Below are 17,821 nucleotides of genomic sequence, written 5' to 3'. Positions count from 1 at the left end.
GTAGATGGCGCTAAAGGAAAAAGAGAGGGCAGCAGGAATGGGGTATAATGGAAACTTTGAAGGAATAGACTTCGAGTGGACGGAACATACATTTGGTTATTTATCCATACCGATATTTGTATTGGGAATTATTGTTTTTAGTTTTCCGGATATGCTGTATAAATGGTTTCTGGAAATTCGATATAGAGGGTTAAAGTCGAATGGGGACTTTGAGGATAATTTGGAAAAAAGGGAAATCCCAATGATAATAGAAAGAATATTAAAAAGTATAGGACTGATTATGATCGCATTAGGAATGGTTTGGTTTTGGTTTTCCAAAGAAGTGTATGAGTTGTTATTCTGAATATATTAAAGCTGCAATCATACTCAGGGGAGTTAGTAAGGTGGTAAAATCACTACAAAATGAAGAGATGAGGATGATCTGATGACCTATAAATCCATTTTGATTGATCAATTAACCGCATGTTATAACGATAAGAGTTGGTTTATTCCGCTTGCAGATATACTGGAAGATGTAACTCTAGAAGAGGCACTAACGGAGGACGAAAATAAACAGACCATATGGTCCATAGTGAATCATCTTATTTATTGGAATGAACTGTGGCTTGAACGTTTTAAGGCTGGAGAATTTATGTTAAATAACGCCATCAACAATGATGAAACATTTGCTTTGACTCAAGATCAGTTGAATGGGCTTGGATGGAAAGAAACATTAAATAAACTGGAACATGTGTTTAGCAGTTGGAGAGTTGTTTTGGAAGAAACCGATGAGTTCAAGCTTACCAAACAGCTCCCGGAATATTTTAATGCTCCTTGGTGGGGAGTCGTTTCTAATCTAAGTATACATAACGCATATCATGTCGGACAAATCATGTTGTTGAAGAAACAAATTCGTACCCGTCGAGATTTTACACAGTAAGCAGGTGAGAAAATTGAATCTAATGCAGCTTAAGATTCCAGCAGGTTATGCGGTAACTTATAACAAGTTCTATGATGTGGAACCTGCTCTTAGTGGAGATGGCAGCTGCTTCATTGAGAACTGGACATTTTTCACAGAAGACTTATTACAGATCAGCAAAATGAAAATAAAGAAGGGGAGTTGGTACATTCCTGAAAGAGAAGATACGATGCTTTTTGATCTAGGATGGTATCCCGATTCAGATATTAATGGACAGTATTGTTTGCAGCTTGTTGATGGGAACTGGAACGAAATTGAAAGTATTTCTTCCAGAGATCGTTTTTTAATCCAAGAGACGCTTGAGAAATGGATGGAAGAACAGCAGCGAGTATAGTTAGGAAATGATATGTGGAGGTCATTTATGGATATTTTAATTCGAGAAATACAGGATACGGATCATTCTGATTTAGTTCGGTTATGGAATCATGATTTAGGAAGTCCGACACTGACTCCTGATAACGCAGCGGCACGGATTCAGAGAATAAATTCAAGTGAGAACTACAAAATAGCAGTTGCCGTATTGGATGACAAAGTCATTGGCTGCATTTCGATGGCACAAATCATGGCATTGGAATACGAAGTCGGATATTTACAAATTAACGGTCTTGTTGTTCAGGCAGATTATCAACATCAAGGAGTAGGGTCTAAACTGCTTCATTATGCAGAAAATTTAGCTTCAAAGAGCGGTCTTTCTTACATCATATTAAATTGTGGGTTTCAACGAACAAAAGCCCATACATTTTATGAATCTAAAGGATTTGATAGGTTATCCTATTGTTTCACCAAAGCAATCAAATAACAACGTAGTGATCTAGTATATAAGCATGTATATAAAAAATCAGCAGCAGGTGAAAGCGATGAATACAGACTTCATTATCCTCCATGGCGCAGCAGGAACTGGTAAATCAACATTGTCTAAGAGACTGCATGAGCACCTAACGTCTCCTTATTTCGAATTTGGTTGGATTCCTGAATTCCGTTCTCTAAACCCTTCCATACAAATTACTCAGAAAGAAGAAGAACAGTTAGCATTCGAAAATTTGATGTTAGTCGTTAAGAACTATAATCAGCATGGGTTTAAGAACATTATCATTACTGATCTGGATGACGCACGTATACGGGAAATTCCTATTCAATTCGAAGGGTTTAACTATATTATTTTAACTCTCTATTGTGACGAAGATGAAGTGATTAGAGAAAGAATTGAGAACAGGGATAATGGGAATAGTTATTCGGATTGGGAACAATCTATTCAATTGAATTCGCTCATAAGGCGGAGAAACAAACTGCCGAATGAATATCGTATCCATAACTCAAGTAACGATATTGAAGGTGCCTTAGAAGTATTATTAGATTATTTGGGAACCCATGTCCCTTCACGGAACAGTGAAACACAAGTAAGCAAAGATGAGTTTTACAGCTATATTAAAGATGCTCCTGGATCGTAAATACAGGCAAAGGAGAGTTATGTGATGATTCAACTTAAAACTATAACGAATGAGAATTTCGATGAATGCATCCGTCTTGATCTTGAAGACGAACAGTGGAAATACGTCGCAGCCAACATGTATTCCATTGCCGGCGCCTACGTTGCAATAACAAATAATGATTTTATTCCGATGTTATATGCGATATATAACGAGGAAGCAATGGTCGGCTTTATTGCTATGTCTTATGAACGGGATGCTCGCGGCGACTATTTTTACGATATATATCGATTTATGATCGATAAACGGTATCAGAAAAAGGGATATGGAAAACAAGCGTTAACAGCAGCTGTTGAGATATTAAAAAGTCAACCACAAGGAAAAGCATCAGTGGCTAAAATAATATATACAAAGGATAATGTAGTGGCAAAAAAATTATACGAAGCCGTTGGTTTTATAGATACAGGAAAAACAAATGAAGACGGAGATATTATTGCTCATTTTCCATTAGAAAATTAGAGTAGGATAGAAATAAAGGCTGACATAAAACACACGAATCGGAGTATAAAATGATTAGATGGTTGGTTACATTGATATGCTTCCTTCTACTGTTAACAGGCTGCAGTACCACACAACGTATTAACACAGACTCGACCAAAGAGTTAACAAAAAACTTGAAGACCCTTTCTTCGTCGATCGAAAAGGTCCAATGTACATTTACTCGTCCCAACCTTTTTTACAGAATAGACATGAACAAGGAACCGAGTAAAGAGGAACTGGAATTGATTCTTGGGGAAATCAAGACATTTTCAACAGAAGACAACATCAATGAGATAGCTCGCAGTGTCAAATGGGATGTGGAAATTTCCAAAATCTATCTTGATATTAATACGGATGAGGATAAAGAAACGATTGAACATGCCTACTACGCCAGATATTTCAAGACATCCAACGCCAGCGATTATTCGGAAACAAACATGGAGAGATATCAGATTTGGTATAAAACAAATGGGGAATAATAGGCTGCAGCACATCAAGAAGAGAAAGAATCCGTATAATCTTGTATTCCTGCAGTGTCACTGCCGCAGTGAAAGTATAACTACAAATGAGGAGATGATGATGCTGCTGATTAGAGAAGCTGTAATGAATGACGCTGAAGGAATTGCAAAAGTTCATGTAGACAGTTGGAGAACTACATACCATGAGATCATTCCAGAAAAATTCTTGAATAGTCTATCCTATGAACAAAGAACAGAATTATGGATTGAAAATATTGGTAAAACAGACGATTTTGTGATTTTGGCTGAGAACACAGAAGGGAAGATTGTTGGTTTTGCAGATTGTTGGAAAAGAGAGACAAATACGGTAACCGATGCAGTTGATCTGACTTCAATTTACATACTTAAAGCTTATCAAGGGATAGGTCTGGGAAAGCAATTACTTAAACATATATTTCATCATTCGAATGCGTTAGGTTATCAGAGGATATTTGTTAATGTTCTAGAGGATAACAAGACACGCTATTTTTATGAACATTATGGTGCTCACTTATATGAATCAGTTCAAGTTAAAATTGGAGGGAAAGTTCTTAATGAATTAGTCTATGAATGGGATAACCTTGAGGAGGTATTAGCAAGATTAACTAAAACGAATTAGAAATTCAAATACATCAAGAAGAGGAAGCCTTATGAAAAGATCCGACAAAATTAAAATCAAGAGTAATATTTTCGAAAATAGTTTTCTAGTTATTTCAATATTAATTATAGTTCTCTTATTGTACCTCCAAATTTCAGGAGAAATGAATCTTCCGGAATTCATTAAAGATCTTGTACAAGTTAACATTACTTCTTCTCTTTCAATCGCTGCGCTTGTTGCCAGCATGGGGGCTTTTAGATGGGATCATTACCGTAAAGCACTAACAGAAGAAGGAGTACACGACAAGTGGGAAAGAAAAAATAGGATGTTTGCTAAGGCAAAATGGCCGTTATATCGAGTAATTAAGTTAAATAGTGTATTTATAATAATGAATATTGTCACGCTGCAATCAGCTGCAATTAAAATAAATGATAAAAATGAGATAAATTTATACTATTTTTTGATGAAATGGGATTGGATATTAATTGCTTTAATTTTTATATGTTTAATCATAGGTGTAAATCTAATATATGTATCCATGAAATATATGAAAGAGCTTATTTTCAAGTAAACATGCTGCTGCCTGATTCTAGCGGCGCGAATTACTAACAAAAGTATGTATAATTAATTTGCTTCGGAATTTGCGAAAACTCAACGTGGAATGGAGCAGTATGAATTTTGGAAAAGCAATGATGAAGAGGAAAAACAGGAGGTCTATATTGAAGTTTGAACGAAGATATCAAGAAATAAGGGAATACACAGTTTGAAATCCAGCCAAGAAATATCATTTATAGTATTAATCTCGTGAGTGAGGTGCATCCAGGTGATTAGAAATGCAGTTAGAGCATGGATTGTTGAAGACGATAAGATGCTTTTTATTAAAAAAAGTCTTCCGGATGCAGGAATTTATTACGTATTACCCGGTGGGGCTCAAGAGCCTGATGAAACACTAGAGCAGTCTCTTCAACGCGAGTGCTTGGAAGAACTAGGATTAAAAATGATAGATTGTAAGCTGTTGTGTATTAGAGAGTACATATCCAGAAATTATGAGTATTCATTGATTATGAAAGAGGTGCACGCTTTAGATTTTATCTATAGATGTATCCCTGACTCACATATGGCCCCAGAATACTTGCAGGCCGACATCGGGCAGATTGGAATAGAATGGCTGTCCATAAATGAAATCAAACGTTCATTAATGCAGACAGATCATAGACTGAGAAAGTATACTTTCCCCAGAACCACTCATGATCTATTACAGGAGTTTCTGATCGAAGGGATTAAAGAAATCTATTTAGGCTGGGATTTCGGACATTGATCTGTCTGTGTTCGGCCGAATTCGGTTGTGGGGGATATGAGTTTGATGTCGTACATTACAGCGATACGCTGATTTGGACAACGGAACCATCACCATTTGCGGATAAAACGATCAAGACTTCTAATACGTCAAATTATATCAATCATATTGGAAGTGGTGCTGCGTGAAAAAAATAGCAGGAGTGAGTTTGTATTTTTTGACCGAGGCCGAGGGAGGACAGAAGGGGCTAATTACAGAGGATTTTTCAACCCCTGTTGTTTTTGATGTAGATCAGGATTTGAGATTCGGACTTTGGAGTGTCGTCGTGAAGTTACATTGTAAACCGAGTGAACTCAGACAAGCTCAAGGTGAGCTGTATTATTTATTCCATGACTCTACAGAGGTGCCTCATCATCTGCTGGAACCCGGCAATACGTTTTCGTTAAAGACGAATAGGACTATTGCCAAAGGCAGGATCGAATCTATCATTGAAAAATAACAAGAAGATCATTTTATTTCTCACAGGAAAGAAGGATGATCAGTCGAAGGAGAAGCGTTAATGAAACCATTCCCAGTCCTTGAAACTGAACGAATCACGCTGAGACAATTAAGACAGGAAGATGCTGTAGAAGTGTTTAATTATTTTTCCAAAGATGAAGTGACCGAATACTATGACTTGGAAAGTTTCATTGAATTAAAGCAGGCAGCAGAGCTGATCAGCAGCTGGAATGATAGATATACCAAGCTGGAGGGAATCCGATGGGGAATCACATACTCGGCTGCAGATCAGGTGATTGGAACATGCGGTTTTCATAATTGGTCCAAGGAGCATTTCAAAGCTGAGATCGGATACGAACTTGCCCCCGAACACTGGAGAAAGGGGATCATGGCTGAAGTCGTCGAACGAGTCGTCCAATATGGATTCGAAGAACTGGGGCTGCGCCGGATCGAAGCTTTTGTTGATCCAGATCATATGGCCTCCAGAAAACTGCTTGAAAAAACAGGATTTACGGAAGAAGGAATTTTACGGGATTGCTTCTATGAGAAAGGTAGATTTGTTGATGCAGTTGTATTCTCGATATTACGTAAGGAACATGAGGCACAATGAGCAAATTGGATAGAAGCCAGTCGAATGGAGTAAAAATGAAATTCAGTTATAAACATTTTTCCTGTGATACGGAGATGTATTACAAAGATCGGGACCTTATCGTCCGTTTTTTTGATAGAGCCAAAGAACAAGAAGAAGGCGACATCATCAATCTCGTTTTTGTTGACCCTGGATATGGCTATCTGTGTGTGAAATACAAAGGAGATGCGGCTCTCGTAAGTGGATTTCTTGATGAAAACGTCTTTGCGTCAGACGATATGGTAGATGCAGTCATTGAGTTTATCGAAGAGTTAAGCCCGCAAGTCAAATACTGTTATGCCCCATATCATATTTCTCTTTTTAAAAAATCTCGATTCAATGAATACAATGGAGAGTATTAGGACTCCAAAAGATTAGAAGATAAGCGGGGTGCGGCAATGGGAGTAGCGGGTACATTAAGCTGCAAGCAGTGCGCTTACAGTCAAAATGTTTTTTTAGGTATTGGTTTTAGATATATGGATTTGAACAGCATTTTGGAATGGTATGAGCAGGAAGAAGGGCGACAACACATTCGAGAATATATGAGCAGAGAAGATACAATTTTTGAATGTTATGATGGGATTTACGTCTGTGAACAATGTAAGTACTTGTTAAACGGTATATTTCTAGAGTTAAAATCGGGAGATGACATGTATACCAATCGGTATGATTGTCCCAGATGCAGCACGCAAATGCCGACAAAACCTCCTTTAGATGAGGTGGAGAGCGGGCAGCTGGACTGCCCAGCGTGTGGGGAGACAACGTTGGAAATGAACTTATACATGGATTGGGATTAATCTCTAAAGGTTTAGGGGTGATTATCTTATTGAAGACAGAAGAAGGAATCGCAGAAGTGATTAACCACTGGGACCCGCTGGCACTGCTGGCAGGTGGGGCACCGAGAAATGAATACGATCTCGAGATAAAAGAGATAAGTAAACAAGTCACTTCAGATATCAATGAAACTGAATTAGCGAGAGTCATTTATAGCGTTTTTAAAGACAAGACCGGAGTGGAATTAAATCCCCTGAGCTGCTTAAAGCATGCATTCCAGATGGTGGAGGGGACTTGTAGAAATTCAGAAGGCCAGTTTTGAACACCTGGAAAGTGATGAAGGGAGTATCCAAAGTTGAATACAGAATTTGTATTAAGAAAGGTTCCATCATCGGTTGTATACATTTTTATTCCGATCTTTATAAATGTCCTTCTTAATCTATGCAGCTCGTATATAAATGAGGTATTCAGAATATCATTCATCTTCATGAATGGTATAGTTATTGTCATTTTGGCTGTCAAAACGGGCATTGATCTATATAAAGAATATGTTGTGGTTTTGTCGCCTGAGGGAGTATACATAAATAAGATAATCTATTCGATTGAACATATTCGTGAAATACGAATAGGGGATCGGCATGTCCATGTATTACTGTTCGATGAGAATAAAAAACGATCATTTTCAGTGAAGGCTCCGCCAAAGACTCTGTAAGAGATGAAATAAATAAAGAAGTAAAAAGATACTGTGAGAGCTGCGGCATATTACTACAGGATAATCGAAAAATATAATGGTGTCTGCATCGCTATTGCTGCAGCGGCCATATATCTTGAAATCTCAGTGATATGCCTTTGGTGGGAATATGAGCCTCGTGACTATGGGTCGCGGGGCTTTCTTCGTGAGGTGCTGCATCCCCGTGCAGCACCTCATCCTTACGCGGCCTGCTGCTAAACAGCCGCGCCCCGCTTCACCTTTTACAGGATACCCCTGCACAGATACGATTTGGTATGCTGAATTGACAAGATTGAGAGAAAATGTCATGGTTTTAGTATGAGAGATCGATTGATTCTATTAAAGGTGAGATGGCGTTCAGGGTTTGGGAGAATGCCTGATAAATCGGATAGATCAAAAACAGCTAATTTGAGGAGTGAACACGCATGGATATGAAGAGTCAGAGCGGTGATTTTCTTGGTAGAATTCAGATGGAATCACTGGAGAGTGATTATGTCGTAGATCAAATTATACGCACGCTGAAACCCGGTGATGGAAAGGCGATTTATATTGCAAATGCTGCAGAGCACCAGTTCACCCAGCAGACGAATTATGCAGCCGTTGAATGGGAGCACGGACTGGAGCAGTTGAAGGCAGCGCTGGCGGAGTGGCAGCCGCAGTTTCCAGCTCAAACGGAGATCGAGAGCCTTCAGGTTTATTATGGATTCGATAATCTGACACCGGATGAGATCGAAGCTATGGCTGAAGAGAGCAGAAGCACGGGACAGCAGGTTGTGGTCCGCGATTTGCATCCAAACAACAAACTTGTAGGTGTCCGAATCCGTTATAAAGGAGAAGGTGCACTGACCCTTCATATTTTTGGAACAACCAAAAGCCGAATTTACTTGTCTGAGGATGAATTGTCTCAGGTGAAACCACTACGCGTTCGGGGCGCGGAAGCATTTTATTTCTCGAATCACGGAAGTGATCGGTTGATCTGGATTGAGGCTGGAAGCAGCGGAAAGGCGCTGCAGTATGAGCTGATGGGCGATCAGCAGTCCGCGGCAGCTTTAATTCAAATCGCCGAAGGGATGAGCATATAGTCTTAGTTAAGCACAGCGAAGGAAGGGAACAGAGATGAATAACAGAAGATGGGCAGTACTTTCAACGGTTATCCTGATCGCAGCTGCGGTATTTATTTATCAGTATTACTTGTCCAACTCCACAAGCGAGGCAATAACAGAGAAGGTTTTGAACCAAGATGGCTATACCGTTACGCTGAGATCAGAACATATTCCTGTTGAAATTTTTGTGAAACCGGAATGGATTAACTTCAATGTCGATGAACCTATGAAAAAAGACATCAAAGCTGCCGAGATCCACAACTCGAATCTGCTGCTGGATGTGGTCAACAGAGGTAACGATATTTATTTTTCGTTTAGGACGATCTTTAATATGCACGATCCATCGGGAGTATTTATATATAATGGATACTTTACTGATGAGGGGATTAGCACACCTACGGATACTAATGTGAAATTGTACGATAAACACGGGAAAGAAATAACAGTAAGTCAGACAGGACTTGGCCCAGGCGCAGCGTTTTCCTTTGGAATTGAGGAGGAAAAGCAGAAGCTTATTAAGGAAGGCTTCTATGTGAAGTATGATGATTTTAATGTTTATAATTATATGAAAAAATAGCAGCATATTATGACTGGGTACAAGCGATCAGATGCGCCGTGCTATGAGGTGAATGGATGGGCGTAAGGAAGAAACATAAACGCAGCATTATTCGTGCGAATCGATTATTTTATTGGTATGTAAAGCCCGATCTGGACGATGAAGGGATCATAAAATTACATATCATTTCGGAGGACAAAATGTTTATCGTCACTTATGAGGTGGGACAGTGCAGTAGAGGTCACCGCGTGGCTCCAATGTTAGTGATTATCGGTAAAGAGTTTGAAGGGTGGACTGCAGCTTATAGGGGTCACCGAAGAGTTCGAACGCCCACATGGAACGATGGCGTAGTTACACCTCGATTGATTGGGGAAATCATCGACTGGTGCTTAATGAAAGACAAAGAAATCATAAGTTTGAACTGGAAAGGTGAAATCACAGCATTAGACTAACGTATTTAAAAGAGATAGAAGTCAATCATTCGACAAGTCACCGTATGTTTCAGGAGGAGTTATGGGGACGGATATTTGGTTTTATGTAGAGAAAAAACACTACCGAAGAGAGTATCAATGGATAAATGGCACCCTGGTCGAAATCCCGAAAAGTGAAAAAGAATTGAAGGACACAGCCCGTTGGGTTAGCGAGGATCACTGGAAGGTCAATCCTAACTACCATCTGTACCCGGAAGAGCGTGCTGCTCAACTCATACAGATCAATCCATATCAATTTTACAGCGGAGTGAGAAACTACGATCTGTTTGGTATTTTGTCCAATACCAGAAATGACCGTAATCTTAAGTTTATAGCTGCTCCGCGAGGTCTTCCCGCCGATCTTTCTCCCGAATTGCTTCAAGTGGCATTAGAGAGTAAAGACGACTTCTATGACCACAGCTGGCTCTTATTAGAAGAACTTATGCAGTTCAATTGGGACGAGCGCTTTTATTGTGATACGTTTATGGAATATAGACAGGTTAAACAGATCTGTTCCGATTTTATTGATGAAACGATCCCGAAGCTTGCCGTGCTAGGAGAGCCTCAAGATGTACGGGTGATTTTCTGGTTCGGATAGAAATAGTAATATGCAGCTATATTTATGGAGGGTGTTATGGACATTGTAACCAAGCAGTTGAAGCTGGAAGAGCTTAGCGATTTGAAATATGAAGTGCGTATCGGAGATTCCCAAGCCGTTCATTACTGCAGCATCATGATCTTGAAATTCATGGGTGAGTATGGTTTTGGTTCATCTGGGAATTCAGATGCTGTTTATATGTGTGCCATCGGAGAAGCAGCAGTGGAAGCCTGGGGACCAGACGGTTTGATTTTGGACTTTAGTGAGCTGGTCTACGAATGGGGCGATCTGATCGAGCGTGTTTTTGATATCGGTAAAGCCAAGTCTGGGAGAATTCCTTTTCCAGCAGCCCTTATTGTCGGAGAACAATCGGAAGAAGCGATACGGACACTGATTTGGGGTGTGTATAGTGACGAGACTATTGACGACATTGATTGGGTTCACCGAGATCTGAACAGTGCATGGGCGTTCATTGAACAGCAATTAGCTGCGTATGATCGGGATAAAAAGTTGTAGAGCACGGTATGAACCAAACCAATGTGATCGATAAAAAAAGCCCCTATTCTGGGGCTGATCTGATCAAACGTATTTTTATGACCATGGAAATAGATTAAGAATCCTGACCTAAATGGTACTTCTTCATAACCGAGTCGCGAAATGCTTCGTATTCTGAACATTCCTGTGCTGTGGCGGTTTCAGGTAAGCTGCTCTGGTTGAGGCCTTCCAAGCTGAATTTTCCCAAATTATCATTGATTAATCCGTAGTCACCATAGGTGTTTTTCATTAAAAATAGTACACTTGGTTCACCCTTCTGCAGCTCAACATACTGATTAACGGTATATTTGACATCTTCTTTCAAGCTGACAGGTTCAATAATCGTCAATTCCTTCTGATCTGAAGGGAAATCCTCGGGCTTCTTCAATATCTGCTTAATTTTGATGTTGGTGTTGGTGTGAAAGGACTGCATGGCTCCATCATCGAATGCGGTGATCACATGTTCGCGATCCTTAAACTCTGCTCCAGCGTAACCGATCACGATCAATTCAGCAAATGCATCCAGTTTATCTATCTCACTAAAGGTGATGGAGTTGGCTGGAAGATTGACGATGTTATAAACGGTTTGATCCGGATTGGATTGACCCTTTACATATCCGATTGCTCCAATAGAGATAACCAGTATACATAGTACGGAGAGCAGAACGCTCTTCTTTTTGAAAAGAGACATGATATGATCCTCTCTACGTAAGATTTACTGTAAAAAATACCCGAAGTTTGATTTCAGTTCATTATCCCTAATCAAAGATATACATTCTGTCTGTCTCGATATAGATTTTTCTCAAGTCGAAGGTGCATCCTTTTTCGGAATTCGGCTATCTATAAACCAGCCTGGTCCTTCTACATTGAGAACCTCCTGTGTATCGTAGTTGTAGGAAACGGTAATACGCTCATCCTCATGTCCCGTTATGTGACCGTATAGGTATAGGCGTGAATGGATGGACGGGGCATCCATATCGTGACTTGTTACAATAAAGTCCGCATTATAGTATTTTTTTATGTACTGAACACTTATTGGTGCGGCTTTATCTATAATAATTTGCTTATCTGAGGTAGATATACCAGAACATCCCCCTAATAAGAATAAAGAAATAAGTATGGTCAGAGCCAAAGGTTTTATTTTCATAGGCGTTAATTCTCCTTTTATGGAAATAAACTCTAGTGATACTTTAATACAAATTATTGTAATAGATCAACCGGATTCAAAAATGAAAATCTACAAGGAATCTTAAGGAGGAGCCAATGAAAACCATCGTGTACATGGTCAGACATGCGGAGTCACCGTATAACGAAGGAACGGAAAGAACAAGAGGACTTACCTTGAAGGGCAGGATGAATGCGGCCAAAGTAACCGAACTTTTAAAGAATGAAGGGATACATACGATCATCTCCAGTCCTTATGCCAGAGCTGTCCTCACTTTGGAGGGACTGGCCGCAGCTTTGAAATTGGATATACAGATCATAGAGGATTTACGAGAGAGACATTTTTCCGATGAGTTTATTGCCGATGAAGACTTTACGTCTGCTGAGCAGCAGATGTTTGAACACCCCGATTATGCTTTACCTGGAGGGGAGTCGAACAGGGTCTGCCAGAACAGAGCTGTGGGTGTATTGAAGCAGATTTTAGAAGCGTACCCGGGGAAAAAAATAGCGATCGGCACACACGGACATGTGATGACGCTGATGATGAATTACTTTGATTCGAGTTATGGATTGCATTTCATGAATCAGAACAGCAAACCGGATATCTACCAATTACAATTTGACGAAATGAAACTAGAGAAAGTGACAAGACTGTGGTAAGGATAAGGCAGCGTAGGTAAAAAGAGAATTGAAATGGGAACGCTTGTGCGCAAATGTGGATGTTGGTAAAATATAGATATCATTGAATGTAGAGAGGAAGACCCCTATGACATTACAAGATTTGTTTCAGGAAAAACCTACAAAACTGTGGAATGAAAGAATGGTCAAATATAAAGATGAGATATTTACAGAAGAGAGATTACAGATGTCGGATCGCGCCCTGGATCACTTTTTAAACCAGTTAATTGCAGTTCAAGATACGAAAGCCTCCGAGCGAATTATGAAGGTTGTAGAAGAAGTTGTGGTTGCCTTTAATAAAATGAATGAGGACAACGATTATTTTATCGAGACGATGGAACGGGAGGAATTGGCTGGTTTTATCGATAAGGCTGCAAGGCTGGCTGGATTAATTCCTCAAGAAGGTGAAGATATTACGGAAGAATGGAGAGAGTGGTAGTTGGAATTGGGCGATGAACGAGGAGAGGAGGCAGTATAGTGGAACAACAGGAATATGGCCGCTATTGTTTAGCGATGGGCGGAGAAGAATTTATGCCAGAAGAGGATGAGCAGGTTGAGGCAGACCATCTGTATGGATTTTTTCAGTGGTTTATGCCGACGGGAGCAGGTGTTGAACGTGTGTTTGAGCCTATTCCAGAAGGCCGGCGGTTCTTGGACAGAATACGACCGATTTATACGATGTTGAACCCCGAGGACTTTGCCGGTGAATATGTGCCAGGGTATTTCAACGGTGGAAACGAGGAGGTCTCCGAGGAAAAGCTGCGTGGTTTGGGAGAAGCGTTAATTCGAGGATTGAAGGACCTGTTCTCCATGGTGACGGAGGACGACGAAGCGGCGGACATTGCTAAGGAGGCATTACAGGATTTGAATTCTGTGAAGAAAGTTGTTGTACTGCCGCCTGGTGAAATTGGCACGTTAGAGCAAAGAGCGATGCAAGGCACAGATGAAGAAGATAGCGATGCCGTTTACGAAGCGCTTGGTGAACTTCTCAGCTCGCGCAGCGATTATGATGAAGCTATCGAAATATTAAGCGAAGCCTACTATTCTATCGCTTGCGATTATTGGGTTGCCTATTACTTGCAGTGGCCGCGTTATCAAGGTTTGCAAGAGGCGGAAAACTGCCTGTATCCATACTTTGAGCTGTACCGCTATGGTTACCATCTGCATTGGACTCAAACGAAATTATTTATTGGCAAACGTTAAGGAACGTTGGGATTGAAAAGCAGCAGTCAAACGAGCATGAGCTGAATTAGAGAACAACAAAGAAGTATGATAGATAATTAAAGTAGACTAAAGCAGCGTAGTAAGCACTTAAATATGGAGGCGTTCGTTTTGCAATCTTCGGAGCTTGTACAGCAATTTATGAATTGTTTGAATCAACCCGGGAGTAGACATCTGTATGGTGAACGGCGAAATTCTAAGCGCTCTAGGTCATGTGGAATATTTTTTGCCTAATCAGATCTTGATCATGGAAGGGTTCAGCCGTATGAACCAGGCTCCGGCAGCAGGCATATTTATGGCACTTCCTCTGAAAATTAAAAATGGATCGGGTTCGCCGATTCGCCCGATATTGCTGGCTTAATTCCCTAGAAGGTTAGGCAGAGACGGGAGATAAGGAGTTTTTCGCTATGAAAATAGAACCGACGAAAGAGTTTGCTTGTACACTGGGTGTGATGCTTGGTAGTAAGTTAATCTGGTACAAACACTTTCAGCTTTTTTGCGATGACATTATCCTGGAATACGCGAAGCCGCCATACTGGATCATTGAATTAGCCGCGGTGCGTTATCAGGGTACCGCTATTGAAATCGTGAATAAGTATATCCGCTCTGAGCCTTTTATTACTTATTATAATAGTAAACATTGCGATCAATACATTGCCTGTTTGTACATCAAATATGCAAGAAGAGAGTTATCCTGGGCGAGCTTGCTGCTGGAAGCAGGGCAGTATGCTGATGGTTGTGAAGCTGTAAAGGAACCCTGCGAATATTTTTATGAATTATTGACGGAATATGAGGCAGAAGAATTCGATATCGAGCTGGAACATAAACAAAGAGAAGAAATTCAGGATAAGTTTCGAAACGAGATTGATGAAGTGCAGGAGATGTATGATGTATTCCGGGTGTATTTCAAACAATATATTCAGAAGGAAAGAGAAGCATCAAAACCATAGAAGGGGACATGCTGCATGATAGAGCGATATAAAACGCCTCAAGGGAGACAGCTCATATACGAGTCGTATGACAAGCTGCTGCAGTCGTATGGCGTATGTGTTGAAGAGAAACGTATGGAAACAACCTTTGGACAGACACATGTGCTTACTGCTGGAGATTCGCAAAACCCTCCGCTGCTCCTCTTCCATGGCACCGCTGATAACGCGGCGATGATGTGGATCTACAATATGAATGAGTTATCTAAAAAGTTCTTCGTGATTGCCGTCGATTCGATTGGAGGATCGGGGAAAAGCGAACCGAACGCCGAGTATTATCAACGTTTTGATCAGGTGAAATGGATCGATGATATCATGGATGCTTTCCAGCTCCACGATTCGTATATTTGCGGTGTATCGTATGGCGCTTACCTTTCCTATTTTTACACACTAAAGAGACCTGATCGAATTCGAAAAGCGATGTGCCTGGCGGGAGGAATTCCTTCAAGTTCGTTTGAGGTATTCTCTAAAATGGTGAAGGCCTTCATGCCTGAAGCACTGTTCCCATCAGAGAAAAATTGTGAGAAGCTGCTTCGAAAATTGAGCGGACCTAACTATGCAGTCTTTGCCGAGAATGAAGAATTAATGAGACATTGGTATTATCTGCTGAAGTATTTCAACAACAAATCCATGATGAAGCACAAGATTGAGATGGTTGATGATTCAGAACTCGCCATCTTGAGAGACAAGGCCAAGTTCCTAATCGGAGAATACGACATACTCTCTAACTATCCAAGAGCCATACATAAGCTGGAACGTAACGGCCTGAATTTCGTAATCATTCGAGATGCAGGTCACGCTATTAACCACGAACAGGCGAATCTGGTGAATCAGAAAATTGTTGATTTTTGGTATGCATGAATATTAAAAAAGCTAAACCAGTTCTAATCATAAGGATGATCATATGAAGCGAGGACTCATTATTTTTTTGAACGGAGTGTCAAGTTCGGGAAAGACCAGTATCGCGGAGGAAATGAAGCAACCATTAAACTGTTTTCGGAGATGGGTTTGAATGTCATCGTGGATACGGTCATCTCCAATGACACGAGAGCAGAGTAGGGTTAATCGCGCAGCTGGACTTGCTCATTCTCAATACGACTACGTCTACGCCTATGATGAATACGATCTGGAAGTGAGCACGGAAGAACTCAGTGCAGCTGCATGTGCCGATATAATACTGCAATACATGCAGGCTGATCAGAAATACTCGGCATTTAAGAAAATAAATCGAAGAGACTAAAGGAGATGAAGGGTGATGGGTAAAGAACTCTCAAGATCGTTTGACATTGAGGTATTGAATAGGGAACTTAAGCTCGTAGGCCTGTGTGAGACGGGGAATTTTCCAAATGCGTTCCCTGAGCTCGCGGTTAAGGTTCAACGTGCATTCTGGGATCGTAGAAAGGAAATCAAACATGGAACAGATTACGAAGTGTTGTTCAGCCCTTTTATGTGTAATGGCATTATAGCTACCTATTTTGGCTGTGTTGAGGTGACGGAGATTGCGGATGTCCCAGAGGGAATGTTGGGTTTTGTACTGCCAGAAACCACATATGTCAAAGTGCTGTGTACAAATAAAACCATTGGAGAAGGTCACGATAAACTTCATGAATGGATCAGGCAAAATGGATATGAGCCTCAATTATACGGTTCAAGTCAGATCGAGATTTATTATATCGATGAAGAAGCAGATGAAGAGCCAGTCGAAATTCTCTTTCCAGTCAGCAAAGTCAACCCGTAATATAGAATAGAAAAGATGATAACAGTTCGGAAGGTATGGATTCCCTGGGGGAGGGAATCCATACCTTCCTTTTTGGAACAAGTTCATTGATGCATCAGATATGAAGGCTGCTGCTTTTATACTAACCAAGCGACTTGGCTGCCTTTGAGCGGCTTTTCGGGTGACTGTGATGACGTTTCATCATCAACATGTGACCTTTCAGCTGCAGAACAAACCGCCCGTTATACGGGTGGCTTTGAACTCTCCTAGATAACCGATAGATAACGGCAATGTTCAGGTGGAGCGTAGAAGTCGGCTGTGTTATTGCAAGTGCGGATTCTCGGTGCTGCTAAGATAAGATGTGGTGTAGTCGCACCCATTAATTATTTTATTGAGATATAGAATTGTTATATAAGTTAATACGTTGTCATGTGCAGAACCATCTCAGCCAGATTCGCAGAATCAAGCAAAAGTCGGTTGAAAAGCAGGTGCAGTAATGGGAAATGCGGTAGTGAGAGATTTGGGAATACAGGTATCCGTTATGTCTGGTGAAGGACATGGTCTGGAATTGAATAGGAAGTGATCTGGAAGAGTTTAATATGGCTGCACATGAACGTCAGGGATTTGGCCAAATTTTTCTTTTAGCATTGTCATGTCCTAATAAATAGATTTCAGAAATATTCCCATACGTGTTAGAGAGTGAAATGTTGAAGTCCTTATGACCTCTAACCGGAAGTTTGCTGCCTTTAATTTGAATGAATAATGAATGGTTATGATGTGAGATGTTGTAACCGTGATATCTGCTGATACTGTCTGCGAATCCACCTTGGATCGTAATGAGCTCAGA

The 17,821-nt window shown here is 40.5% G+C and carries 31 protein-coding genes; 29 read left to right on the top strand and 2 right to left on the bottom strand.

The features are described from left to right. The first annotated feature begins 4 nt into the window (after nucleotides 1–4). From ABXS70_RS18505 to ABXS70_RS18410, 20 genes are all read left to right on the top strand, one after another. Nucleotides 5–343 carry a hypothetical protein gene (locus ABXS70_RS18505; RefSeq protein ID WP_366289854.1) on the top strand — a complete coding sequence of 113 codons (339 nt, stop codon included), beginning with the start codon at nucleotides 5–7 and terminating at the stop codon, nucleotides 341–343. Between the two features lie 81 nt (nucleotides 344–424). After that, on the top strand, nucleotides 425–919 hold the full coding sequence (locus ABXS70_RS18500; RefSeq protein ID WP_366289851.1) for a DinB family protein: 495 nt from the start codon (nucleotides 425–427) through the stop codon (nucleotides 917–919). Nucleotides 920–941: 22 nt separating this feature from the next. Next, complete coding sequence (locus ABXS70_RS18495; RefSeq protein ID WP_366296682.1) at nucleotides 942–1,292, top strand: hypothetical protein; 351 nt, start codon at nucleotides 942–944, stop codon at nucleotides 1,290–1,292. Between the two features lie 27 nt (nucleotides 1,293–1,319). Next, the gene (locus ABXS70_RS18490) at nucleotides 1,320–1,757 is read left to right on the top strand and encodes a GNAT family N-acetyltransferase (RefSeq protein ID WP_342554859.1); all 438 of its coding nucleotides are present in this window, start codon (nucleotides 1,320–1,322) and stop codon (nucleotides 1,755–1,757) included. Nucleotides 1,758–1,815: 58 nt separating this feature from the next. Next, nucleotides 1,816–2,406 carry an AAA family ATPase gene (locus ABXS70_RS18485; protein WP_366289848.1) on the top strand — a complete coding sequence of 197 codons (591 nt, stop codon included), beginning with the start codon at nucleotides 1,816–1,818 and terminating at the stop codon, nucleotides 2,404–2,406. 24 nt (nucleotides 2,407–2,430) lie between these two features. After that, entirely contained in the window at nucleotides 2,431–2,904 is a 474-nt protein-coding gene (locus ABXS70_RS18480; RefSeq protein ID WP_366289845.1) for a GNAT family N-acetyltransferase, read from the top strand. Nucleotides 2,905–3,134: 230 nt separating this feature from the next. Then, nucleotides 3,135–3,404 carry a hypothetical protein gene (locus ABXS70_RS18475; RefSeq protein ID WP_366289842.1) on the top strand — a complete coding sequence of 90 codons (270 nt, stop codon included), beginning with the start codon at nucleotides 3,135–3,137 and terminating at the stop codon, nucleotides 3,402–3,404. Nucleotides 3,405–3,507: 103 nt separating this feature from the next. Further along, nucleotides 3,508–4,041 carry a GNAT family N-acetyltransferase gene (locus tag ABXS70_RS18470; RefSeq protein WP_366296680.1) on the top strand — a complete coding sequence of 178 codons (534 nt, stop codon included), beginning with the start codon at nucleotides 3,508–3,510 and terminating at the stop codon, nucleotides 4,039–4,041. A 31-nt stretch (nucleotides 4,042–4,072) separates the two neighbouring features. Beyond that, entirely contained in the window at nucleotides 4,073–4,591 is a 519-nt protein-coding gene (locus ABXS70_RS18465) for a hypothetical protein (RefSeq protein WP_342554862.1), read from the top strand. 252 nt (nucleotides 4,592–4,843) lie between these two features. Beyond that, nucleotides 4,844–5,338, top strand: a complete 495-nt coding sequence (locus tag ABXS70_RS18460) for an NUDIX domain-containing protein (RefSeq protein ID WP_366289839.1) — start codon at nucleotides 4,844–4,846, stop codon at nucleotides 5,336–5,338. A 163-nt stretch (nucleotides 5,339–5,501) separates the two neighbouring features. After that, a complete protein-coding gene (locus ABXS70_RS18455) occupies nucleotides 5,502–5,816 on the top strand; it encodes a hypothetical protein (RefSeq protein WP_366289836.1) in 315 nt (104 codons plus the stop codon). 60 nt (nucleotides 5,817–5,876) lie between these two features. Continuing rightward, nucleotides 5,877–6,425, top strand: a complete 549-nt coding sequence (locus tag ABXS70_RS18450; protein ID WP_366289833.1) for a GNAT family protein — start codon at nucleotides 5,877–5,879, stop codon at nucleotides 6,423–6,425. Continuing rightward, complete coding sequence (locus ABXS70_RS18445; protein WP_366289830.1) at nucleotides 6,422–6,805, top strand: hypothetical protein; 384 nt, start codon at nucleotides 6,422–6,424, stop codon at nucleotides 6,803–6,805. The genes ABXS70_RS18450 and ABXS70_RS18445 overlap by 4 nt, the downstream gene beginning before the upstream one ends. Before the next feature lie 36 nt (nucleotides 6,806–6,841). After that, nucleotides 6,842–7,240, top strand: a complete 399-nt coding sequence (locus ABXS70_RS18440) for a hypothetical protein (protein ID WP_366289827.1) — start codon at nucleotides 6,842–6,844, stop codon at nucleotides 7,238–7,240. 29 nt (nucleotides 7,241–7,269) lie between these two features. Next, nucleotides 7,270–7,539 carry a hypothetical protein gene (locus ABXS70_RS18435; protein ID WP_366289825.1) on the top strand — a complete coding sequence of 90 codons (270 nt, stop codon included), beginning with the start codon at nucleotides 7,270–7,272 and terminating at the stop codon, nucleotides 7,537–7,539. 833 nt (nucleotides 7,540–8,372) lie between these two features. Next, on the top strand, nucleotides 8,373–9,029 hold the full coding sequence (locus tag ABXS70_RS18430) for a hypothetical protein (protein ID WP_366289822.1): 657 nt from the start codon (nucleotides 8,373–8,375) through the stop codon (nucleotides 9,027–9,029). A 34-nt stretch (nucleotides 9,030–9,063) separates the two neighbouring features. Continuing rightward, nucleotides 9,064–9,627, top strand: a complete 564-nt coding sequence (locus ABXS70_RS18425) for a hypothetical protein (RefSeq protein ID WP_342554868.1) — start codon at nucleotides 9,064–9,066, stop codon at nucleotides 9,625–9,627. A gap of 56 nt (nucleotides 9,628–9,683) precedes the next feature. After that, the gene (locus tag ABXS70_RS18420; RefSeq protein ID WP_366289820.1) at nucleotides 9,684–10,058 is read left to right on the top strand and encodes a hypothetical protein; all 375 of its coding nucleotides are present in this window, start codon (nucleotides 9,684–9,686) and stop codon (nucleotides 10,056–10,058) included. A 61-nt stretch (nucleotides 10,059–10,119) separates the two neighbouring features. Then, entirely contained in the window at nucleotides 10,120–10,674 is a 555-nt protein-coding gene (locus ABXS70_RS18415; RefSeq protein WP_366289817.1) for a hypothetical protein, read from the top strand. 36 nt (nucleotides 10,675–10,710) lie between these two features. Then, complete coding sequence (locus tag ABXS70_RS18410) at nucleotides 10,711–11,190, top strand: hypothetical protein (protein ID WP_342554871.1); 480 nt, start codon at nucleotides 10,711–10,713, stop codon at nucleotides 11,188–11,190. A 94-nt stretch (nucleotides 11,191–11,284) separates the two neighbouring features. On the opposite strand, the gene ABXS70_RS18405 is transcribed toward ABXS70_RS18410, so the two are convergent. Both ABXS70_RS18405 and ABXS70_RS18400 read right to left on the bottom strand, forming a co-directional pair. Further along, nucleotides 11,285–11,899: a hypothetical protein gene (locus ABXS70_RS18405; RefSeq protein WP_366289814.1), complete on the bottom strand. Its 615-nt coding sequence runs from the start codon at nucleotides 11,897–11,899 to the stop codon at nucleotides 11,285–11,287. Nucleotides 11,900–12,010: 111 nt separating this feature from the next. Then, entirely contained in the window at nucleotides 12,011–12,355 is a 345-nt protein-coding gene (locus ABXS70_RS18400) for a hypothetical protein (protein ID WP_342554873.1), read from the bottom strand. A 116-nt stretch (nucleotides 12,356–12,471) separates the two neighbouring features. Here ABXS70_RS18400 and ABXS70_RS18395 point away from each other — a divergent pair, with 116 nt between their 5' ends. The 9 genes from ABXS70_RS18395 (at nucleotide 12,472) to ABXS70_RS18355 (ending at nucleotide 16,995) form a co-directional block, all read left to right on the top strand. Beyond that, nucleotides 12,472–13,032, top strand: a complete 561-nt coding sequence (locus ABXS70_RS18395; protein WP_366289809.1) for a histidine phosphatase family protein — start codon at nucleotides 12,472–12,474, stop codon at nucleotides 13,030–13,032. Between the two features lie 106 nt (nucleotides 13,033–13,138). Next, a complete protein-coding gene (locus ABXS70_RS18390; RefSeq protein WP_366289806.1) occupies nucleotides 13,139–13,489 on the top strand; it encodes a hypothetical protein in 351 nt (116 codons plus the stop codon). A gap of 38 nt (nucleotides 13,490–13,527) precedes the next feature. After that, nucleotides 13,528–14,253 carry a hypothetical protein gene (locus ABXS70_RS18385; RefSeq protein WP_366289803.1) on the top strand — a complete coding sequence of 242 codons (726 nt, stop codon included), beginning with the start codon at nucleotides 13,528–13,530 and terminating at the stop codon, nucleotides 14,251–14,253. A gap of 196 nt (nucleotides 14,254–14,449) precedes the next feature. Beyond that, nucleotides 14,450–14,632 (top strand): hypothetical protein, encoded by a 183-nt coding sequence (locus ABXS70_RS18380; protein WP_366289800.1) that lies wholly within the window; start codon nucleotides 14,450–14,452, stop codon nucleotides 14,630–14,632. Between the two features lie 46 nt (nucleotides 14,633–14,678). Continuing rightward, a complete protein-coding gene (locus tag ABXS70_RS18375) occupies nucleotides 14,679–15,221 on the top strand; it encodes a hypothetical protein (RefSeq protein ID WP_366289797.1) in 543 nt (180 codons plus the stop codon). Nucleotides 15,222–15,236: 15 nt separating this feature from the next. After that, the gene (locus tag ABXS70_RS18370) at nucleotides 15,237–16,118 is read left to right on the top strand and encodes an alpha/beta hydrolase (RefSeq protein ID WP_366289794.1); all 882 of its coding nucleotides are present in this window, start codon (nucleotides 15,237–15,239) and stop codon (nucleotides 16,116–16,118) included. A 43-nt stretch (nucleotides 16,119–16,161) separates the two neighbouring features. Beyond that, nucleotides 16,162–16,269 (top strand): hypothetical protein, encoded by a 108-nt coding sequence (locus ABXS70_RS18365; protein WP_366289791.1) that lies wholly within the window; start codon nucleotides 16,162–16,164, stop codon nucleotides 16,267–16,269. Beyond that, complete coding sequence (locus ABXS70_RS18360) at nucleotides 16,270–16,497, top strand: hypothetical protein (protein ID WP_366289788.1); 228 nt, start codon at nucleotides 16,270–16,272, stop codon at nucleotides 16,495–16,497. 15 nt (nucleotides 16,498–16,512) lie between these two features. Continuing rightward, nucleotides 16,513–16,995: a GyrI-like domain-containing protein gene (locus ABXS70_RS18355; protein ID WP_342554882.1), complete on the top strand. Its 483-nt coding sequence runs from the start codon at nucleotides 16,513–16,515 to the stop codon at nucleotides 16,993–16,995. Nucleotides 16,996–17,821 lie beyond the last annotated feature (826 nt).

This window comes from Paenibacillus sp. AN1007 (assembly GCF_040702995.1).
In the GTDB taxonomy this organism is placed as follows: domain Bacteria; phylum Bacillota; class Bacilli; order Paenibacillales; family Paenibacillaceae; genus Paenibacillus.
The sequence above is the reverse complement of the archived record's forward strand: the minus strand, read 5'-3'. Positions and strand labels throughout refer to the sequence as shown.

Coding starts and splice junctions, on each gene's coding strand:
- ABXS70_RS18390 (WP_366289806.1), top strand. CDS start 13,139: ATGACATTACAAGATTTGTTTCAGGAAAAACCTACAAAACTGTGGAAT.
- ABXS70_RS18400 (WP_342554873.1), bottom strand. CDS start 12,355: ATGAAAATAAAACCTTTGGCTCTGACCATACTTATTTCTTTATTCTTA.
- ABXS70_RS18430 (WP_366289822.1), top strand. CDS start 8,373: ATGGATATGAAGAGTCAGAGCGGTGATTTTCTTGGTAGAATTCAGATG.
- ABXS70_RS18375 (WP_366289797.1), top strand. CDS start 14,679: ATGAAAATAGAACCGACGAAAGAGTTTGCTTGTACACTGGGTGTGATG.
- ABXS70_RS18465 (WP_342554862.1), top strand. CDS start 4,073: ATGAAAAGATCCGACAAAATTAAAATCAAGAGTAATATTTTCGAAAAT.
- ABXS70_RS18450 (WP_366289833.1), top strand. CDS start 5,877: ATGAAACCATTCCCAGTCCTTGAAACTGAACGAATCACGCTGAGACAA.
- ABXS70_RS18380 (WP_366289800.1), top strand. CDS start 14,450: ATGGTGAACGGCGAAATTCTAAGCGCTCTAGGTCATGTGGAATATTTT.
- ABXS70_RS18495 (WP_366296682.1), top strand. CDS start 942: ATGCAGCTTAAGATTCCAGCAGGTTATGCGGTAACTTATAACAAGTTC.
- ABXS70_RS18370 (WP_366289794.1), top strand. CDS start 15,237: ATGATAGAGCGATATAAAACGCCTCAAGGGAGACAGCTCATATACGAG.
- ABXS70_RS18505 (WP_366289854.1), top strand. CDS start 5: ATGGCGCTAAAGGAAAAAGAGAGGGCAGCAGGAATGGGGTATAATGGA.
- ABXS70_RS18425 (WP_342554868.1), top strand. CDS start 9,064: ATGAATAACAGAAGATGGGCAGTACTTTCAACGGTTATCCTGATCGCA.
- ABXS70_RS18360 (WP_366289788.1), top strand. CDS start 16,270: ATGTCATCGTGGATACGGTCATCTCCAATGACACGAGAGCAGAGTAGG.
- ABXS70_RS18485 (WP_366289848.1), top strand. CDS start 1,816: ATGAATACAGACTTCATTATCCTCCATGGCGCAGCAGGAACTGGTAAA.
- ABXS70_RS18480 (WP_366289845.1), top strand. CDS start 2,431: ATGATTCAACTTAAAACTATAACGAATGAGAATTTCGATGAATGCATC.
- ABXS70_RS18410 (WP_342554871.1), top strand. CDS start 10,711: ATGGACATTGTAACCAAGCAGTTGAAGCTGGAAGAGCTTAGCGATTTG.
- ABXS70_RS18475 (WP_366289842.1), top strand. CDS start 3,135: ATGAACAAGGAACCGAGTAAAGAGGAACTGGAATTGATTCTTGGGGAA.
- ABXS70_RS18440 (WP_366289827.1), top strand. CDS start 6,842: ATGGGAGTAGCGGGTACATTAAGCTGCAAGCAGTGCGCTTACAGTCAA.
- ABXS70_RS18490 (WP_342554859.1), top strand. CDS start 1,320: ATGGATATTTTAATTCGAGAAATACAGGATACGGATCATTCTGATTTA.
- ABXS70_RS18355 (WP_342554882.1), top strand. CDS start 16,513: ATGGGTAAAGAACTCTCAAGATCGTTTGACATTGAGGTATTGAATAGG.
- ABXS70_RS18420 (WP_366289820.1), top strand. CDS start 9,684: ATGGGCGTAAGGAAGAAACATAAACGCAGCATTATTCGTGCGAATCGA.
- ABXS70_RS18445 (WP_366289830.1), top strand. CDS start 6,422: ATGAGCAAATTGGATAGAAGCCAGTCGAATGGAGTAAAAATGAAATTC.
- ABXS70_RS18405 (WP_366289814.1), bottom strand. CDS start 11,899: ATGTCTCTTTTCAAAAAGAAGAGCGTTCTGCTCTCCGTACTATGTATA.
- ABXS70_RS18395 (WP_366289809.1), top strand. CDS start 12,472: ATGAAAACCATCGTGTACATGGTCAGACATGCGGAGTCACCGTATAAC.
- ABXS70_RS18415 (WP_366289817.1), top strand. CDS start 10,120: ATGGGGACGGATATTTGGTTTTATGTAGAGAAAAAACACTACCGAAGA.
- ABXS70_RS18365 (WP_366289791.1), top strand. CDS start 16,162: ATGAAGCGAGGACTCATTATTTTTTTGAACGGAGTGTCAAGTTCGGGA.
- ABXS70_RS18500 (WP_366289851.1), top strand. CDS start 425: ATGACCTATAAATCCATTTTGATTGATCAATTAACCGCATGTTATAAC.